At 35.8% G+C, this 17,481-nt stretch carries 15 protein-coding genes and 1 riboswitch; of the genes, 2 read left to right on the top strand and 13 right to left on the bottom strand.

Annotated elements, in window-relative coordinates; genetic code table 11:
- Window positions 1-32: 32 nt before the first annotated feature.
- The 13 genes from PGC35_RS13630 to zapA all read right to left on the bottom strand — a co-directional run bounded on the left by PGC35_RS13630 (window position 33) and on the right by zapA (window position 14,839).
- Entirely contained in the window at window positions 33-1,250 is a 1,218-nt protein-coding gene (locus tag PGC35_RS13630) for an aspartate kinase (protein WP_375219540.1), read from the bottom strand.
- A 151-nt stretch (window positions 1,251-1,401) separates the two neighbouring features.
- Window positions 1,402-1,581: riboswitch (Lysine riboswitch) on the bottom strand.
- A 38-nt stretch (window positions 1,582-1,619) separates the two neighbouring features.
- Entirely contained in the window at window positions 1,620-3,410 is a 1,791-nt protein-coding gene (gene uvrC, locus PGC35_RS13625; protein ID WP_375219539.1) for an excinuclease ABC subunit UvrC, read from the bottom strand.
- A gap of 52 nt (window positions 3,411-3,462) precedes the next feature.
- Window positions 3,463-3,777, bottom strand: coding sequence for a thioredoxin (gene trxA, locus PGC35_RS13620; protein WP_053588706.1), 315 nt, complete (start codon window positions 3,775-3,777; stop codon window positions 3,463-3,465).
- Window positions 3,778-4,134: 357 nt separating this feature from the next.
- Window positions 4,135-5,112: an electron transfer flavoprotein subunit alpha/FixB family protein gene (locus PGC35_RS13615; protein ID WP_056831481.1), complete on the bottom strand. Its 978-nt coding sequence runs from the start codon at window positions 5,110-5,112 to the stop codon at window positions 4,135-4,137.
- Between the two features lie 80 nt (window positions 5,113-5,192).
- The gene (locus tag PGC35_RS13610) at window positions 5,193-5,966 is read right to left on the bottom strand and encodes an electron transfer flavoprotein subunit beta/FixA family protein (protein ID WP_053588704.1); all 774 of its coding nucleotides are present in this window, start codon (window positions 5,964-5,966) and stop codon (window positions 5,193-5,195) included.
- 34 nt (window positions 5,967-6,000) lie between these two features.
- Window positions 6,001-6,774: an enoyl-CoA hydratase gene (locus PGC35_RS13605; protein ID WP_053588703.1), complete on the bottom strand. Its 774-nt coding sequence runs from the start codon at window positions 6,772-6,774 to the stop codon at window positions 6,001-6,003.
- A gap of 18 nt (window positions 6,775-6,792) precedes the next feature.
- A complete protein-coding gene (locus PGC35_RS13600; RefSeq protein ID WP_053588702.1) occupies window positions 6,793-7,374 on the bottom strand; it encodes a fatty acid metabolism transcriptional regulator FadR in 582 nt (193 codons plus the stop codon).
- Window positions 7,375-7,460: 86 nt separating this feature from the next.
- A complete protein-coding gene (locus tag PGC35_RS13595; RefSeq protein WP_375219538.1) occupies window positions 7,461-9,155 on the bottom strand; it encodes a long-chain-fatty-acid--CoA ligase in 1,695 nt (564 codons plus the stop codon).
- Between the two features lie 205 nt (window positions 9,156-9,360).
- Window positions 9,361-9,774 (bottom strand): DUF350 domain-containing protein, encoded by a 414-nt coding sequence (locus PGC35_RS13590; protein WP_053588700.1) that lies wholly within the window; start codon window positions 9,772-9,774, stop codon window positions 9,361-9,363.
- A gap of 68 nt (window positions 9,775-9,842) precedes the next feature.
- Window positions 9,843-12,206, bottom strand: coding sequence for an endonuclease MutS2 (locus PGC35_RS13585; RefSeq protein WP_056831478.1), 2,364 nt, complete (start codon window positions 12,204-12,206; stop codon window positions 9,843-9,845).
- A gap of 15 nt (window positions 12,207-12,221) precedes the next feature.
- Window positions 12,222-13,925, bottom strand: coding sequence for a DNA polymerase/3'-5' exonuclease PolX (polX, locus tag PGC35_RS13580; protein WP_375219537.1), 1,704 nt, complete (start codon window positions 13,923-13,925; stop codon window positions 12,222-12,224).
- Window positions 13,926-14,031: 106 nt separating this feature from the next.
- Window positions 14,032-14,574, bottom strand: a complete 543-nt coding sequence (locus tag PGC35_RS13575; RefSeq protein ID WP_053588697.1) for a CvpA family protein — start codon at window positions 14,572-14,574, stop codon at window positions 14,032-14,034.
- Window positions 14,575-14,578: 4 nt separating this feature from the next.
- Complete coding sequence (gene zapA, locus PGC35_RS13570; protein WP_056831474.1) at window positions 14,579-14,839, bottom strand: cell division protein ZapA; 261 nt, start codon at window positions 14,837-14,839, stop codon at window positions 14,579-14,581.
- A 78-nt stretch (window positions 14,840-14,917) separates the two neighbouring features.
- On the opposite strand from zapA, the gene rnhC reads away from it, so the two are divergent.
- Window positions 14,918-15,844, top strand: coding sequence for a ribonuclease HIII (gene rnhC, locus PGC35_RS13565; protein WP_375219536.1), 927 nt, complete (start codon window positions 14,918-14,920; stop codon window positions 15,842-15,844).
- A gap of 153 nt (window positions 15,845-15,997) precedes the next feature.
- On the top strand, window positions 15,998-17,287 hold the full coding sequence (rpoN, locus tag PGC35_RS13560; RefSeq protein WP_375219535.1) for an RNA polymerase factor sigma-54: 1,290 nt from the start codon (window positions 15,998-16,000) through the stop codon (window positions 17,285-17,287).
- Window positions 17,288-17,481 lie beyond the last annotated feature (194 nt).

Here is a 17,481-nt window from a genome sequence, read left to right as displayed (position 1 = left end):
ATGTACGAAACCGTACATTGCTTTTTTGTTTGTTATGCAATCTCTAAACCAAATTCATTGTGTAAGGCGTTAGCCGCTGAAATCATATCCGTTTGAGGTACGACGACAGATACTTTTATTTCCGATGTGCTTACCATCTTCACAGGAATATTTTCTTTTCGAAGACGATCGAACATTTGGGCAGCAACACCGGGATTAGAAACCATACCCGAGCCAACGATTGAGACTTTTGCCAGTCCTACTTCAAAGTCAGCGAATGTAAAGCCAAGATTTTGTTTATTGGATTCCAAAACCGTAATCGCTTCCGCTAATGATTCTTTTTTGATAGAAAATGAAACTGCTGGTTTTACACCGTCTACTATCGACTGCACGATTATATCAACATCTATATGATTTGCTGCAAGTGTCGTAAATATAGATGCTAAAGACCCATTAAACGGTACTTCATATTCGATTGTTAAACGGACTATATCGGATTCAAAAGCAACTCCTCGAACAACTAAATTATTTTCCACATCGATTTCCTCCTTTAAAATTGTACCCTCTTCCTCACTAAAGCTTGGGCGTACACGTAATGGTATCTTGTAGTTTTTTGCAAATTCAACTGCTCTTGGATGTAATACACCTGCACCTAAGTTGGCAAGTTCTAACATTTCATCATATTCAAGTTGCTCCAGTTTCCGAGCATTTTTGATATATCGGGGATCTGAAGTATATATTCCATCTACATCTGTGTAGATATCACAAATTTCTGCCCCAATAGAAGCTGCAATTGCTACTGCGGAGGTATCTGAGCCACCTCTACCGAGTGTTGTAATTTCTCCCTGTGTGGAAATACCTTGAAAACCTGCAACAATTACTACCTTTTCTTCCGAAAGTTTGTCCAAAATTTTGGAAGGATCGAGCGTAAGGATTTTGGCATTTCTATGTACATCATCTGTCTGTAATCCTGCTTGCCATCCAGTTAAAGAAACTGCATCTATGCCTAATGCACTTAATTTGATAGCCAATAGAGACATGGTGATTTGTTCTCCTGTTGATAGAAGCATATCCATTTCCCTTTTTGATGGTGCATTCGATAACTCGTTCGCCAAATCCACTAGTTCATCTGTAGATTTTCCCATTGCTGAGACAACTACTACAACCTCATTACCTTTTTCTTTCTCCTTTTGAATTCTTCTAGCAACGTTAGCAATTTTTTCTGTAGTGGCAACGGAAGTACCACCAAACTTCATTACGATTTTACTCATGAACATCTTCTCCCTTATTTCATTATCTATCAATGCAACCGCCTATGTTTGCATCATAATAAGGCGCTGGAGTTGGGACGATAACTAAATAAAAAAAGCTTCTCACATATTGTGAAAAGCTTTGTCCCATACACGGTCAAAAGAATTGTCCATGTGAGATAGCCCTCCAGAATATTGCATTCTGACAATTCTACATTTATTAAATGCAGAACCAACATAAGAAAAGGAAAAGCTTTTCTATGTTTCGGCGAACGACCCTTTCCTCAACCATCACAGGATCTTTTCATCCTTCTGCTGAGTACTCTTGTCAATTCGCACCTCTATCTTCACTTAAAGTGAATATTAAATTGTTACAACCATAACATAAGATTATTCAGAAGACAATAACTTTTTCTGAAAATGAGCTATCATTATATCTGCTAACTTTTCAGGAAGCCCTGCATCCATGAATTCTTCTTTACTAGCCGCTTGCATTTTCTTAATGGAACCAAAATGCTTTAATAATAAGGTCTTTCTCTTTGGCCCAATTCCTTCGATACCATCTAACGAAGAAGCAATTGTATGTTTTCCACGCTGTTGTCGATGAAATGTAATTGCAAAACGATGTACTTCATCTTGTATTCGCTGTAATAGGTAAAACGCTTCACTTGTTCGTTTCATCGCTATAATTTCCATTGGATCTCCAAATAACAACTGGGAAGTTTGATGTTTTCCATCTTTCGCAAGACCTGCAATGGGAATATCTAATCCTAATTCATCTTCGATAACCTCTCGTGCAGCCTCTATTTGACCTTTTCCACCATCAATAATGATTAAATCAGGCAAAGGCAAGTTTTCTTTTAAAACTCTCGTGTATCTTCTTCTTACTACCTCACGCATCGCTCCATAATCATCATGTTTGGCAGCTGTTCTTGTTTTATATTTTCGATAATCTTTTTTATATGCTCTACCATCTACAAAAACAACCATTGCTGATACTGCATCCGTTCCATGTATATGCGAATTATCAAAAGCTTCAATTCGACTTGGAATTGCGATACCCATTAAGTCGCCTAATTCTTCTACAGCACCAATAGTACGTTCTTCTTGTCTCTCAATAAGATGAAATTTCTCATTCAAAGCCAACACTGCATTTTTCTCTGCGAGATCTACTAAATTCTTTTTGGTTCCTTTTTGAGGTATTATGACTTTCATTTCTAGTAATTCAGTTGCTAAATGCAAATCTGTACTATTTGGCACAAAAATTTCTCTTGGCTTGATATGTTCTGGTTTTGCATAAAACTGACCTAAAAATGTTAGAAACTCTTCCTCGGGATCGCGATAAATAGGAAATAAAGAAACATCCCTTTCGATTAACTTCCCTTGTCGAACAAAGAATACTTGGACACACATCCATCCTTTGTCAACGGAATACCCAAATACATCTCGACTAGTAAAGTCATTCATTGTCATTTTTTGTTTTTCCATCACTTGTTCAATATGAGATATTTGATCTCGATATTCCTTAGCACGCTCAAATTCTAAACTTTCGGCAGCAGCATTCATTTTTTCCGTCAGATTATTCTTCACAGTTGTATGTCCGCCATTTAAGAAGCTAGATATCTCTTGAATTATTTCGTTATAAGTGGATTCCTCTATTTTTTTCACGCATGGTGCTAGACATTGTCCCATGTGATAATATAGGCAAACACGATTAGGCATTTTCTGACATTTACGTAATGGATATAATCTGTCCAATAGCTTTTTTGTTTCATGAGCTGCGTGAGAATTAGGATAGGGGCCAAAATATTTCCCTTTATCTTTTTTAACCTGTCTTGTAATAATAAGTTTAGGGTTCTTTTCAGCTGTAATTTTAATGTATGGGTACGTCTTATCGTCCTTTAGCATGATATTATACTTTGGGTCATGTTTTTTAATAAGATGAAGCTCGAGTATTAATGCTTCTAATTCAGACGATGTAACGATATATTCGAAGTCAACTATTTCTTGAACAAGTCTTTGGGTTTTTCCATCGTGAGATCCAGTAAAATAAGAACGCACACGATTTTTTAGTATTTTAGCTTTACCGACATAAATAATAGTACCTTGTCGATCCTTCATTAAATAACAACCAGGTTGATCTGGTAAAATTGCACACTTCTGCTGAATCAAATCATTCATATTATCACCTGTTTAAAAAAACCGGGCACCATTCAGGACACCCGGTTTAATATTATGCGTTTTTTTCTACAAATTGAACTAATGCTTCTTTTGGTTGGAAACCAACTGCTTTGTCTACTGGTTGCCCATCTTTAAATAATACTAAAGTTGGTATAGACATAATGCCAAATTGACTTGCAGTTGCTTGGTTTTCATCTACATCTACTTTTACGATTTTTACTTTATCGCTCATTTCAGCATCCATTTCTTCTAAAACAGGAGCAATCATTTTACAAGGGCCACACCATGTTGCCCAAAAATCTACTAATACTAATCCTTTTTCCACTTCTTGAGAGAAGGTTTGATCTGTTCCGTGAACTATTGCCATTAAAAAATTCCTCCTTTGGTTAACTATAGATAGATTATAGCAGACTCATATTGCTACTTCTACATATTAGCTTACACCTGTTTAAGCATTTGATTTTCGAAGCTTACCAGTCGCTTTTAGCAGGAGATCGAGGAGCCTCGAAACAACATATAGAAAATCGTTGAAAAAGGCGATACTCCCTGCGGTAAGAGCGTTAGTCGAAGACCCTGGAACGTAGCGAGGAGGTAGAGGTAACCCCTGCGGAAAGGGAGTCATTTCAACGATTTTCTTATTTATTGGACAACCCCAGGGGTGTCATCTTACTCCCTTACTCTCCTACAAGCAAATGCTCGGCTCCAAAGAGAGCCGAGCAATTTTTTAAGCGTTTACTTTTAACTTCTTAAATTCCTCTGTAAGCATTGGAATTACTTCAAATAAATCTCCTACAATACCATAGTCAGCTACTTTGAAAATATTCGCTTCTGGATCTTTATTGATCGCAACAATAATTTTCGAGTTAGACATACCTGCTAAATGTTGGATAGCTCCTGAAATACCTGCTGCTATATAAAGGTCTGGGGTAACAACTTTTCCTGTTTGACCAATTTGCAGTGAATAGTCACAATAGTCCGCGTCACAAGCTCCACGAGATGCTCCAACTGCCCCACCTAAAACGTCTGCAAGCTCTTTTAAAGGCGCGAAACCTTCTTCACTCTTCACACCACGTCCACCAGCAACAACCACTTTTGCCTCTGATAAGTCAACACCTTCAGTAGATTTACGAACTACTTCTTTAATAATAGTTCGTAGATTCGTAATATCAACAGATAAGGAAGAAACATCTACTGATTTACTATCATCTTTTGCAAGTGGTGCAATATTATTTGGACGGATAGTAATAAATTCAATTCCTTCTTTTACTTTAACCTTTTCAAATGCTTTACCAGAATAAATTGGGCGAACAAATACTGCTGAATCACCTTCACCCTCAATTGATGTAACATCCGATACTAAGCCAACTTGTAATTTACTAGCAATTTTCGGTGATAGATCTTTACCTAATGCAGTATGTCCAAAAACAATAGCTTCTGGTTGCTCTTGGTCAATTACAGCAAGTAATGCTTGCCCGTAGCCATCAGAAGTATATTGTTTTAAATGAGGATGTTCTACAGTGATAACGCGGTCTGCTCCAAATTTTCCTAATTCACCAGCAAAATCCTTCACTGAATCTCCTAAGAGAACACTAACTACTTCTCCGCCACTTGAAATTTGTTTTGCAGCGGCAATTGCTTCGTATGATACATTACGTAAAGCACCTTCACGTGCTTCTCCTAATACTAATACTTTTTTAGACATGTTTATTTCCTCCTATTTTAAATATAAATTCGTTCATAATCAGTTCTCCACTTAAATGTGGAAGCTTCTGAAGAAAATGATTAAATCACTTTTGCTTCTGAATGAAGTAAATGAACTAACTCTTTTACTTGGTCAGCTAAATCGCCTTCCAATATTTTTCCGGCTTCCTTTTTAGGAGGTAAATAAATTTCAATTGTTTCTGTTTTTGCTTCTACATCGTCTTCATCAATATCTAAGTCATCCAACTCTAATTCTTCTAGAGGTTTTTTCTTTGCTTTCATAATTCCAGGCAATGATGGGTAACGTGGTTCGTTTAGTCCCTGTTGAGCTGTTACTAATAGTGGTAAAGAAGTTTCCAGAACTTCTGTATCTCCTTCTACGTCACGTTTGATAGTCACTGTAGTTCCATCAATTTCTAAATTAGTAATAGTTGTAACATAATTGATGCCTAGTAATTCTGCAACACGCGGACCAACTTGACCAGAACCACCGTCAATCGCAACGTTACCTGCTAAGATTAAGTCTGGATTTTTATCTTTTAAGTATTCAGAAATAATATAAGCCGATGTAAATTGATCCAATTCTTCTACATCATCCTCTGTATTGATTAGAACCGCCTTATCTGCTCCCATCGCTAGTGCTGTACGAAGTTGTTTCTCAGCGTCTTCTCCGCCCATCGTTAAGACAGTTACTTCTCCACCATGTGCATCACGAACTTGAATAGCTTCTTCAATTGCATATTCATCGTATGGATTAATGATGAATTCTGCTCCGTCTTCTTGAATTTTGCCACCGTTTACAACAATCTTTTCTTCTGTATCAAATGTACGTTTTACTAAAACATAAATATTCATGTAGAATTCCTCCTATTGCATCTTATTATTATTTTTACTTCCCTTTAAATACAGGATTTCTTTTTTCTAAAAATGCAGTAATACCTTCTTTTGCATCTTCCGAAACAAAAACGGTTCCAAATGCACTTGCTTCCGCTTTCACGCCTTCATGGTATGACGCCGGTTTGACAAATTGAAGCATTTCAAGTGCTGCTTTAACAGCAATAGGACTTTTAGTTGCAATTTTACTTGCAAGTTCTTGTGCTCTATTAAATAGCTCTTCTTCCGGATATGCATGATTTGCAAGTCCAAATTGCGCAGCATCTTTGCCACTTATTGGATCACTCGTTAATAACATCTCTGCCGCTTTCGCAAAACCAACATAACGAGGTAGACGTTGCGTTCCTGCAAAACCAGGTATTAATCCTAGTTGTAACTCAGGTAGCCCTAGCTTAGCATTCTCTGCAACTAGTCTTATATGACAGCTCATTGCTAGTTCAAGACCACCACCGAGTGCAGCTCCATGAATTGCAGCAATGACTGGTTTTGAGAATGTTTCTAGTCTTTCAAAGATAGATTGACCACTTGCTGCCAATTCAGAAAATTCTGCTCCTGAAGAAATGGAAGTAAACTCTTTAATATCAGCTCCTGCTGAAAAGAATCTTCCTTCTCCCCTTAACAATATAACTCGGACAGATTCATCGTGTTCTACTGCATCCAGTAATTCATTTATTTCTAATATAACCCCTCTTGCCAACGCATTTGCTGGCGGACGGTTGATCGTAGCTGTTGCTACTCCACCCTCAATAGTCCATGACAAAAATTCCATCTGTTCACTTCCCCTTTGTTATGCTTTTAACCCCTTAAATAATAGACGATGTACTTTTTCTGTTAAGGCAATTAAATCATACTTGTATTCATTCATTACCCAAGTAGTAGTCGTCTCATCAATTGTACCAAAAACCATCTGTCTTGCTAAGCGAATATCGATCGTTGGATCAAATTCACCATTTTCAATTCCTTCTTTTAATATAGTATCCAATAAAACTAGATAGTTTTTCAGTATCTCATTGATTCTTAGTCTTAGCGCTAAATTAGATTGTCTTAACTCTAATTGAGTCACTGTTGCTAAATGATGATCTTCTGCTAATACATTAAAATGATTTTCGATCATTTTAAATAATTTCTCGGAGGATGTCGTATTTTCTTCTAAAATAACTTTTAAATTATCTGCGAACATCTCCATCTTCTCTTCGAAAACTGAGATTAAAATGTCTTCCTTGTTTTTAAAGTATAAATAGATCGTACCGTCGGCTACACCTGCTTGTTTAGCTATTTTTGAAACTTGTGATTGATGATAGCCATTTTCTGCAATAACAATAATTGCCGCATCGATAATTTGTTTATACTTAGGCTTGTCTTTCTTCAATGAATTCACCACCAAAATAAAAATATGAATGATGATTCATTCATATTTTTATATTATATTTAATTTTTCTGAATGTCAATCTTGAATTATGCCTCTAGTGCTTGTGTTAATTTTTCTTTTTCTTCTTCAATTAACTTTCTTCGTAATATCTTTCCGACAGCTGTTTTTGGTAGTTCTTTTCTAAATTCATAGATTCTAGGAACTTTAAAAGCTGCTAGATTTTCACGACAGAACTGATTTAAATCTTCCTCTGTAACTCTTGCACCTTCTTTTAAAACGATAAACGCCTTAACCGTTTCCCCACGATAAGGGTCGGGTACACCTGCTACAACACACTCTTGGACTTCAGGGTGTTCATATAATATTTCTTCAACGTCACGAGGATAAATATTATACCCTCCTGCTATTATCATGTCTTTTTTACGATCAACAACGTAAAAGAAACCGTTTTCATCCATATACCCTAAATCACCTGTTAAAAACCATCCATCACGCATCGACATAGCTGTCTCCTCTGGACGTTTCCAATAGCCCTTCATTACTTGAGGTCCTTTAACAGCTATTTCACCTATTTCACCAGGAGGTAGCGGAATCGTCGAGTCAACATTAAAAATAGCAGCATCCGTGTCTGGCCATGGAATACCTACTGATCCTTTTACACGTTCGTCACTATATATTAAATTAGCATGGGTAACAGGGGAAGTCTCTGTTAAACCATAACCCTCCACTAATCTACCACCAGTAACTTTTTCAAACTTCTCTTGAACTTCAGCTGGTAAAGCAGCTGAACCGCTTAAACAAGCAACGATCGAGGATAAGTCATATTTTTGAATATCAGGATGATTTAAAAGACCGATATAAATTGTTGGAGCACCGGGAAATATAGTTGGTTTTTGCTTATCTATCGTTTTAAGTGTAGTCTCCACATCAAACTTAGGTAATAATATCATTCTATTCCCTAGCATTACGGAGAAGATCAATACAGTAGTCAGGCCATATACATGAAAGAATGGAAGGACTCCTAAGATACTTTCTTCTCCTTCAACACATTTATAATTCCAAGCGGTACACATAGCAGTATTAGATACTAAATTTTTATGTGTCAACATAACTCCTTTAGGAAATCCGGTTGTACCCCCAGTGTATTGTAAGAGAGCGATATCTTCTTCAAAATCAAACTCTAGTATAATAGGTTCCGCTTTTGCGACTTTCATAATTTCAGGGAATAGATGATTCATACCACGATGCTCTACTTTTACACTAAATCCATATTGCTTCTTTTGAATAAATGGATACACTACATTTTTAGGGAAAGGCAAGTAATCTTTAATACCTGTAATAATAATATTTTCAAGCTCTGTCTCTTTTAAGATTTTTGAGATTCGAGGGAATAAAATGTCCATTGCTAATATAACTTTTGCACCCGAATCTTTCATTTGGTAGGATATTTCTCTTTCAGTATACAATGGGTTTGTCTGAACAACAATTGCCCCTGCATAAAGTGCGCCATAGTATCCAATAACCCCTTGTGGACAGTTTGGCAACATAATAGCTACTCGATCACCTTTTTGAATTCCTAAAGTTTGCAGATAATTCGCGAACTTTAAAGAAGATTCATAGAGTTCTTTGTACGTAATATCCTTTCCCATGAAATGAATAGCAACATTTGATGGGAACTTTTCATACGATCTAGTTAAATATTCTTGAACTGGAATAGCTTCATAATCAAGCGTATGCGGTATTTCAGGTGGATAATTTGATAACCATCTTCTTTCTGTCATTATAAAAACCCCCTTTGTTTTATAATAGCGTGAATATTCCTATTTTTGATTATAATGAAAAATGAATGACAATTCAATTCCTTGTAAAAAAAGAATGAGTTGGCTGCTCATTCTTAATTGATTACTACATATACTATTCCGACTATAACAAAACATATGCCTACTGCTATTAACACTTTCGATAATTTTTCCATTTTAATCTCTCCTAAGAAATACTTGCACCAATAACAAATGACAAACCTACGGAAATTATGAGAGAAATAAAACCAACAGAACGGTTGTCCTGTTCAATTTCTTTGTCCACATTAAAAGAGGGTGTTAAAAATTCAAATAACCAATATGCAATGATGAGCAGGAAAAAGCCAAACCCTCCCCATCCAATCATTTCAAAAAGTGAATTATGTTGTTCAATTGAGTAACGGAAAATATTACATACACCAAATATTTTCCCTCCTGTTGCCATTGCAACAGCTATATTCCCGTTTCTGATTTCTGCCCAATTTTTATACTTTGTTACGATTTCAAATATTACCATGGAAACGACTAAGCACAATATGACTACGCTAAAATAGCCAGCAGACTCTACAAGTGGGTTCGACCAAAAACTTAATAGTATCATTTAAATAACCCCTTTAAACTTTTCTTACTCTACGTTCAACAAAATAAAAGGTTTCAAAATTTAATATTTTACTTTAATTCAACTACTGTAACTCCATGTCCGCCTTCTCCCGCTTCTCCATATCGATAACTTTTCACTCGAGTGTGGTTTTTCAAATATTGTTGAATAGCTTGCCTTAATACACCAGTGCCTTTCCCATGAATAATGGAAACACGTGGATAGTTAGCAAGTATTGCGTCATCTAAATATTTTTCTGTACGGATAATTGCATCTTCGTATCTTTCTCCTCGAAGATCTAGCTCGAGTTTCACATGTGAGTCTCTTCCTCTAACTGCATTAACTGATACTGTTTGTTTTTGTTTTTCAGGTTTTATATATTCCAAGTCTGCTTCATCAAGCTTCATTTTCAGCATACCTATTTGTACTGACCACTCAGTGTTGGAGAGCTTTTCAAGCAATGTACCTTTTTGACCAAAACTAAGTACCTTTACTTCGTCACCTGCTTTTAATTCTTTTAGTTGTTCGTTTAATTTCTTTTGTTTTTTAAGAACCGGATTGTTAGGTAATGCCTCTTCCAAACGTTTTTTTGCGTCAATTAATTCATGTTCTTTTACGAGCTTATGCGTATTTGCTTGCATCTTTCGTAACTCACTAATAATTTCATCCGCTTCACGTCTTGCGTCTTCCACTATTTTCTTTGCTTTTTCCTTTGCTTTTTGCTCTAATTGCTCTTTCTTCTTATCAAGTTCTGATAGTTTTTGTTCTAACTCTTCTTTTACTTGACGTGCTTCTACTAACTGTTCTTCTGTTTCTTCCGCATCTTTTTCTGCTTGTCTTCTACTTTCTTCAAGAGATGCAATCATGGAATTTACTTCCCCACGGTCTGTACCGGTAAAGGATTGAGCCTGGGAAATAATATGTGTTGGAAGCCCTAAACGTTCCGAAATTTCAAATGCATTACTGCGACCAGGAACTCCGATTAACAGTTTATAAGTGGGACTTAGTGTTTCAATATCAAACTCCACGCTTGCATTTGCCACTCCAGGACGATTATAGCCATATGCTTTTAGTTCAGGATAGTGAGTAGTCGCCATAACGCGTGCTCCTGTTCCATGGACCGCATCCAAAATAGATATTGCAAGGGCAGCTCCTTCTTGAGGATCGGTACCTGCACCAAGCTCATCAAATAATATTAAAGACTTTTCATCATATTTCTTTAGAATATCTACGATATTAACCATGTGTGAGGAGAACGTACTTAGACTTTGTTCGATCGATTGCTCATCCCCGATGTCTGCAAATACCGATTCAAACAAAGCCACTTCAGAACCGTCTAAAGCAGGGATTGGTATTCCACTTTGTGCCATCAAAGTACATAAACCTACTGTTTTTAGTGTAACGGTCTTCCCCCCTGTATTAGGACCTGTAATAACAATAGCCGTAATATCTCTTCCGAATTCAATTGTATTTGTAACAGCGGAGTCTACAGGAATAAGTGGATGTCGTGCTTTTACTAACCTAATATATCCTTCATTATTAATAAGCGGCATCGTACATTTCTCCGCTTGTCCATATTTTGCTTTGGCTAGAATAGCGTCAATTTCGCCTAGTATATTAACTAATTGAAAAATTTCGTGACCTACTACTTCAACTTCTGCTGTTAGCTTAATTAAGATTCGTTCAATTTCTTCTTGTTCTTTTACTTTCAAACCCCGAATATCATTATTCAATTGAACAACTGCAGATGGTTCAATAAAAAGCGTTTGCCCTGAAGAAGATTGATCATGAATAATTCCACCATAATGGCTTCTATATTCTGATTTCACAGGTATAACATAGCGGTCATTACGAATCGTAATGATTGAATCTGACAACATTTTAGATGCATTTGCACCTCTAGTATAGCTCTCTAATTTTTCACGTACTCGTCCTACATAAATACGTAGTTGCTGACGAATAGATCTTAGTGTACTACTAGCGCTATCTAAAACAGTACCATTTTCATCTATGCAATCATTTATTTCGTGTTCTAATGCAGTTAGAATAGGAATGGCTTCCTTTTTTTCTAGAAGGTGAGCTATCTGCACATCTTCAGTTTCCGCCACATTTTCTAAAAATTGACGTAAAATTTTACTTGCACGTATGGTGCTTGCTGTTTCCATAAGCTCCATTGGACTTAACATTCCACCTATTTGCGCTCGTTTAGCATGGGGACGTATATCTGTGATTCCCCCCATTGGAACATTACCTCGTAGTCGTAGTACAGTTAAGCCTTCATCCATTTCTTCCAAAAGCTTAGTTACTTTTGCATAGTCCACAGAAGGAACAAGCGCCTCTATATGACTTTTTCCTATAGAAGACGTACAGTATTTCGAAACTTCTTCTCTAATTTTAAAGTATTCTAATGTTTTCAGTGCTCTTTCAGTTATCACTAAGGCACCTCCTATTTATTTCGTTATAAATTGCTTAAACTTATCCAATGACCATGTATTCACAATTTCATCTGTGGATAACCAAGCTTTTTGTGCATAACGTACTCCAAGATCCATGTATTTAAGTTGGTTTATATGATGAGCATCCGTATTTATGGCAATCGGAACACCTGATTCTTTTGCAATCCTCAAATATTCTGTTTTTAAATCTAACCGATAAGGGCTAGCATTGAGTTCAAGTATCTTTCCATATTCCTTAGCCCACTCGATTAAAGTCGGGACATCGGGATTGTACCCATTCCGAGTTTCAATTATTCTTCCGGTAGGGTGTGCAATCATGTGAACAAAAGGATTTTTAATAGCGTTAAACAAACGCTCCATTATTTTCTCCTCCGGCTGACTAAAGCTTGAATGGATCGAAGCAATAACAAAATCCAATTGTTTTAAAACATCATCATCAAAGTCTAGCGAGCCATCAGGTAGAATATCCATTTCTGTCCCAGTAAATATTTCGATATCTGTATACTTTTCGTTTATCTCGTGAATTGTTTCTATTTGATGTAACAAACGCTCTTTTGTTAATCCATTTGCTACTTTTAAATAATCGGAATGATCCGTAATGACTAAATGCGAATATCCTTTAGTTCGACAAGCTTCCACCATTTCCTCTATGGAATAAGCTCCATCAGACCAAGTAGTATGCATATGAAGGTCTGCCTTTATATCCTCTAACTTTACAAGTCGTGATAGCTGATCTAGTTTTGTAAATTCTGAGCCATCCTCTCGAACAGTTGGTGGAATAAATGGCAAATCGAAAAATGCATAGAATTCCTCCTCAGTTTTAAAATGCTGAACTGTCCCGTCTTCTAACTCCACACCGTATTCACTTATTTTTTTCCCATGGTCCTTTGCAATTTGCCTCATTTTAATATTATGATCTTTTGAACCTGTAAAATGGTTGAGAGCGGAGGCAAATTGATCAATGTTTACTAAACGAAAGTCAACGTCTACCTCATTCTCTACGTCAAGTGTAATAGAAACTTTTGTGTCGCCAGCAGCAATAACTTTTAAAACCGGGAGAACTTTCAAAATTTCTTCTCTAACTTCGATTGGGTACTCTGTTGCAATGATAAAGTCAATGTCCTTACTTGCTTCCTTTACCCGTCTATAAGAACCCGCAACAGAAAATTTTTCAATCGCGGTAATATGTGAAAGCTTCTCATTAATTATTTCAACAATTGGCTCTAATAGCCAAACTGCACTTCTTTCAGGTTTCACTTGAAAGTTTTCTAATTCAGCTAGTATTTTCACTTCTGTCTTCGCGGCAAAGCCAGGAAGTTTTTGAACCTTATGTGATTCACATGCTTCTTTCAATGCTTCAATTGAATCTATTTGTAATTCTTTATAAAGCTTTGCAATTTTCTTACCGCCAAGCCCAGGTATTTTTAACATAGGAAGTAATCCACTTGGCACTGAATTTTGTAGTTCAATTATTAAAGAGGATTCTCCTTTATTCATCAAATCTTCAATAACAGCTCCTGTCGCAGCACCGATCCCTTTAAGTGATAAAATATTATCCATTTCTGAAAGACTTCTTGAATCTAATTCTATTACTTGGGCAGCTTTCCGAAATGCAGAAACTTTAAAAGGATTCTCACCCTGCAACTCCATATATAATGCAATCTTTTCTAAAGTTTTAATGATTGTCTTTTTATCCAAAACAAAAACCCCTTTCTGTCCATAGAAGCAAGCACTTGGTCAGTGCCTTGAGTAGCTATGTGCTAAGTTTAGATATTCAAAAAAAACTTCCCTCTACTGAGAGAAGTTATTTTTCGATATAAATATACCACCATTTTTTTACTGTTTCCGATAGTAAAGGAGTATGATCCAACATCCAAGATGTCAAAATAGACTTGGAAATTAAATTTTGAATAAAATCTATCGGTAGTAACGCAAAAACATAAAGTAAAACAAATAATATAAAATAAAACTCTATAAATCCTAAAACTGCACCAACAATATTGCTTATAAAACCAAGTATAGGCAAATACTTTAAAAAATCAAACATCGAAGCTAATAACTGTAATGCAAACTTTACAACAACAAAAATAAGTGCAAATGCAATAATACGATAGAATGTTTGATCCAAATCTAAACTTTCTACAGCAATTGTAAGCTTAGATCCCGCAGTTACTGCTGGAAACGGAATCCATAAAACAAATTTATCCGCAAGTGGTTTATAATAAGTATAGGCAACGATTAAAGCGATGATAAATCCAGTCATATGAATAAGCTGAACAATTAACCCTCGTTTTGCGCCAGTAATTAAACCAGCTACTAGTAATATTAAAATCAGAATATCTAACATTTTTTCAGTCCTTTAACTTTTTCACTTCTTCTTCCAGAAGCTCTAATTGTTCTTTTACTTTTATGTAATCGTTTACTGCATTAACGGCTGTTAACACCCCAAGTTTAGCAATATCTAGTTGACTATTATGAGAATGAATTTCTCTCATTTTATCATCTACCATGGAGGCTACAAGACGCATATGTCCAGAAGTTTCTGGACCTACCATTGTATAATTCTGTCCATATATATCAACAGAAATTCTTGTTTTTTGTTGTTCTGACAAAGACATACCCTCCCCCAGAAAATCCTATTAATTATAATAACACGAAATAGATTCTGATGTGAAGAAAGGAACAATCGAATGTCCAATGTAGTGCTAGTGTTATCACCCGATGAGATTAAAAAAGTGAAACTTCATTATATGAATTATAAAATTGAAAGATCTGCTCCAGGTGTCGTTTTTGCGGCAAAGCTAACCGATACAGCTATAACAGTCTATAAATCTGGCAAAGTCATGTTTCAAGGAAACGGAGCATCTCAGGAAGCTTCTTTATGGGGAATGTCTCCTGAAAAAGTTACCGTTTCTACTAAAGGCGATACATTACCACCTAATTTCTCTTCTCTATCTGTCATCGGATCAGATGAAACTGGAACGGGTGATTATTTTGGTCCTATAACAGTTGCTGCATGTTTTGTACGCGAAGACCAAATAGAGTTAGTTAACGAGCTAGGAGTCAAAGATTCAAAAATGCTTACCGATGATGTGATGCGTAAAATGGCACCTGATTTAATGGCTTCATTATCACACAGTGTTCTAGTATTAAAAAATGAAAAATATAATGATATACAGAGCCGAGGTTGGTCCCAAGGGAAAATAAAAGCACTCATGCATAACCAAGCACTCAAGCATGTAATAAACAAAATAAATCCTGAAAAGCCATCTTTTATATTAATCGATCAATTTGCTGAACGTGGAATCTACTATAATCATATTAAGATGGAAAAAGAAATTATACGTGAAAATGTACTCTTCGCTACAAAAGCTGAACAACTTCATGTTTCTGTTGCAGCAGCTTCCATTATAGCAAGATATGCTTTTTTGAAGGAGATGGATCGTCTTACCGAAATAGCCGGAACAACTATCCCTAAAGGTGCTAGCGCAAAAGTGGATGAAATAGCAGCAAAAATTTATATAAAAAATGGAGAAGCATTTCTAAAATCCATTACAAAATGGCATTTTGCAAACACGCAAAAAGCATTGATGCTTGTTAACAAAAGAGAATTTTAAGCATACTAGAGCAAAAGCATTCCATTGTTTTTGCTCTTTTCTTTCTACACCCGTGTTAGAACATTCTTAATATTCATTATTTTTGTCGAAAATTCTGAGAATATATTGTATAATAATGAAAACGCTTTCGTAATTATTGAAGGAGGTTAGTTAATGGATTTGATTCTTAACCAAAGACAGGAACTCGGCTTAGTTATGACATTTCAGTTAAGACAAGCCATCGAACTATTACAATTCTCCACTTACGATTTATATCAATACATAAAAGAACAAGAGATTGAAAATCCATTGATAGAATTAAAGGAACAGACAAAGGATATAGTATATACCGAGCAAACGAATAGAAAATCGCTTTCTTCCTCTCCTACATCAGATATGCTTGATTTTATAAAAAACGAGGAAATCAGTATGAGGCAGAAGCTATGTGAACAAGTTAGGCTTCATTTCAAAGAAAAAGATCAACAATTCCTTTTATATCTAGTTCAAAATTTAGATGATAGCGGGTACTTACGTTTAGATGATAGTGCAATATATGATGAAAATGCAGTTAAAAGAGGCATCCATCTTCTCCAAGAGATTGGACCAATCGGTATTGGCGCAAGAAGTTTAGTAGAGTGCTTACAATTACAATTAACATACAACTATCCAGATCAATTGCTGGCTAAAGCGATAATTGACAATCACCTTGACCTAATAGCGAATAGAAAGTGGAACGATATTGTACGTGTGATGAAAATATCATTAGAAAAAGTAAAAGAAATTTATGAGTTTATACAAACCCTTAACCCAAAGCCTTGTATACACTTGGCTGATTTTAAAGTGGAATATGTAGTACCAGACATTGTAGTTGAATTGAAAGAAGGAAAATTAATTCATTATTTAAATGAAAGCTATTTACCAAAAATTAGTCTAAATAAAGACTATTCCAGTTTATTAAACGTTAAAGATGAAACATCACACTATATTTCCAATCAATTTTCCAAATACAAGTGGCTGATAAACAGTATAGAGCAACGCCGCGTAACCATTTTGAAAATAATGAAAGTGTTATTGGAAAAACAAGCTAGTTTTTTTAAAGAAGGCTTTTCATCATTAAAGCCATTAACATTAAAAGATGTCGCAACGGAAATTGACATGCATGAGTCTACTGTTAGTAGAGCTACTATGAATAAAATTATTCAAACTCCTCATGGTACGTTCGATATACGCATGTTATTTACCTCCAAGCTTGAGACAGTGGATGGGAATTCTATCTCTCAAACGGAAGTTAAACAACTCTTAGAAAACATTATTAAGAAAGAAAATAAATGTAAGCCATTATCCGATCAAAAAATAGCCGATTATTTTATAACCGAAAAAGGAATTACAATTTCTAGACGTACAATAACTAAATATCGGGAAGAGTTGAATATTCCTTCTTCTAGTTTACGAAAAGAAATTTAATTGAAAAAGAGATTATGGTCAATCCATAATCTCTTAAACACTAAACATACTTGAATATATTTTTATATAGATTAGTTCAGGTTTTCCGAAGCTTACCGCTCGCTTTCCGCGGGCGAGCGCCGAGCCGCTTGGGCCAACAGGACGTTGGTCATGCAATCGTTGCCGCAGAACTCGGCGAACTTAGGTTACCTTAC

Source organism: Psychrobacillus sp. PGGUH221 (assembly GCF_042055255.1).
GTDB lineage: Bacteria > Bacillota > Bacilli > Bacillales_A > Planococcaceae > Psychrobacillus.
The sequence above is the reverse complement of the archived record's forward strand: the minus strand, read 5'-3'. Positions and strand labels throughout refer to the sequence as shown.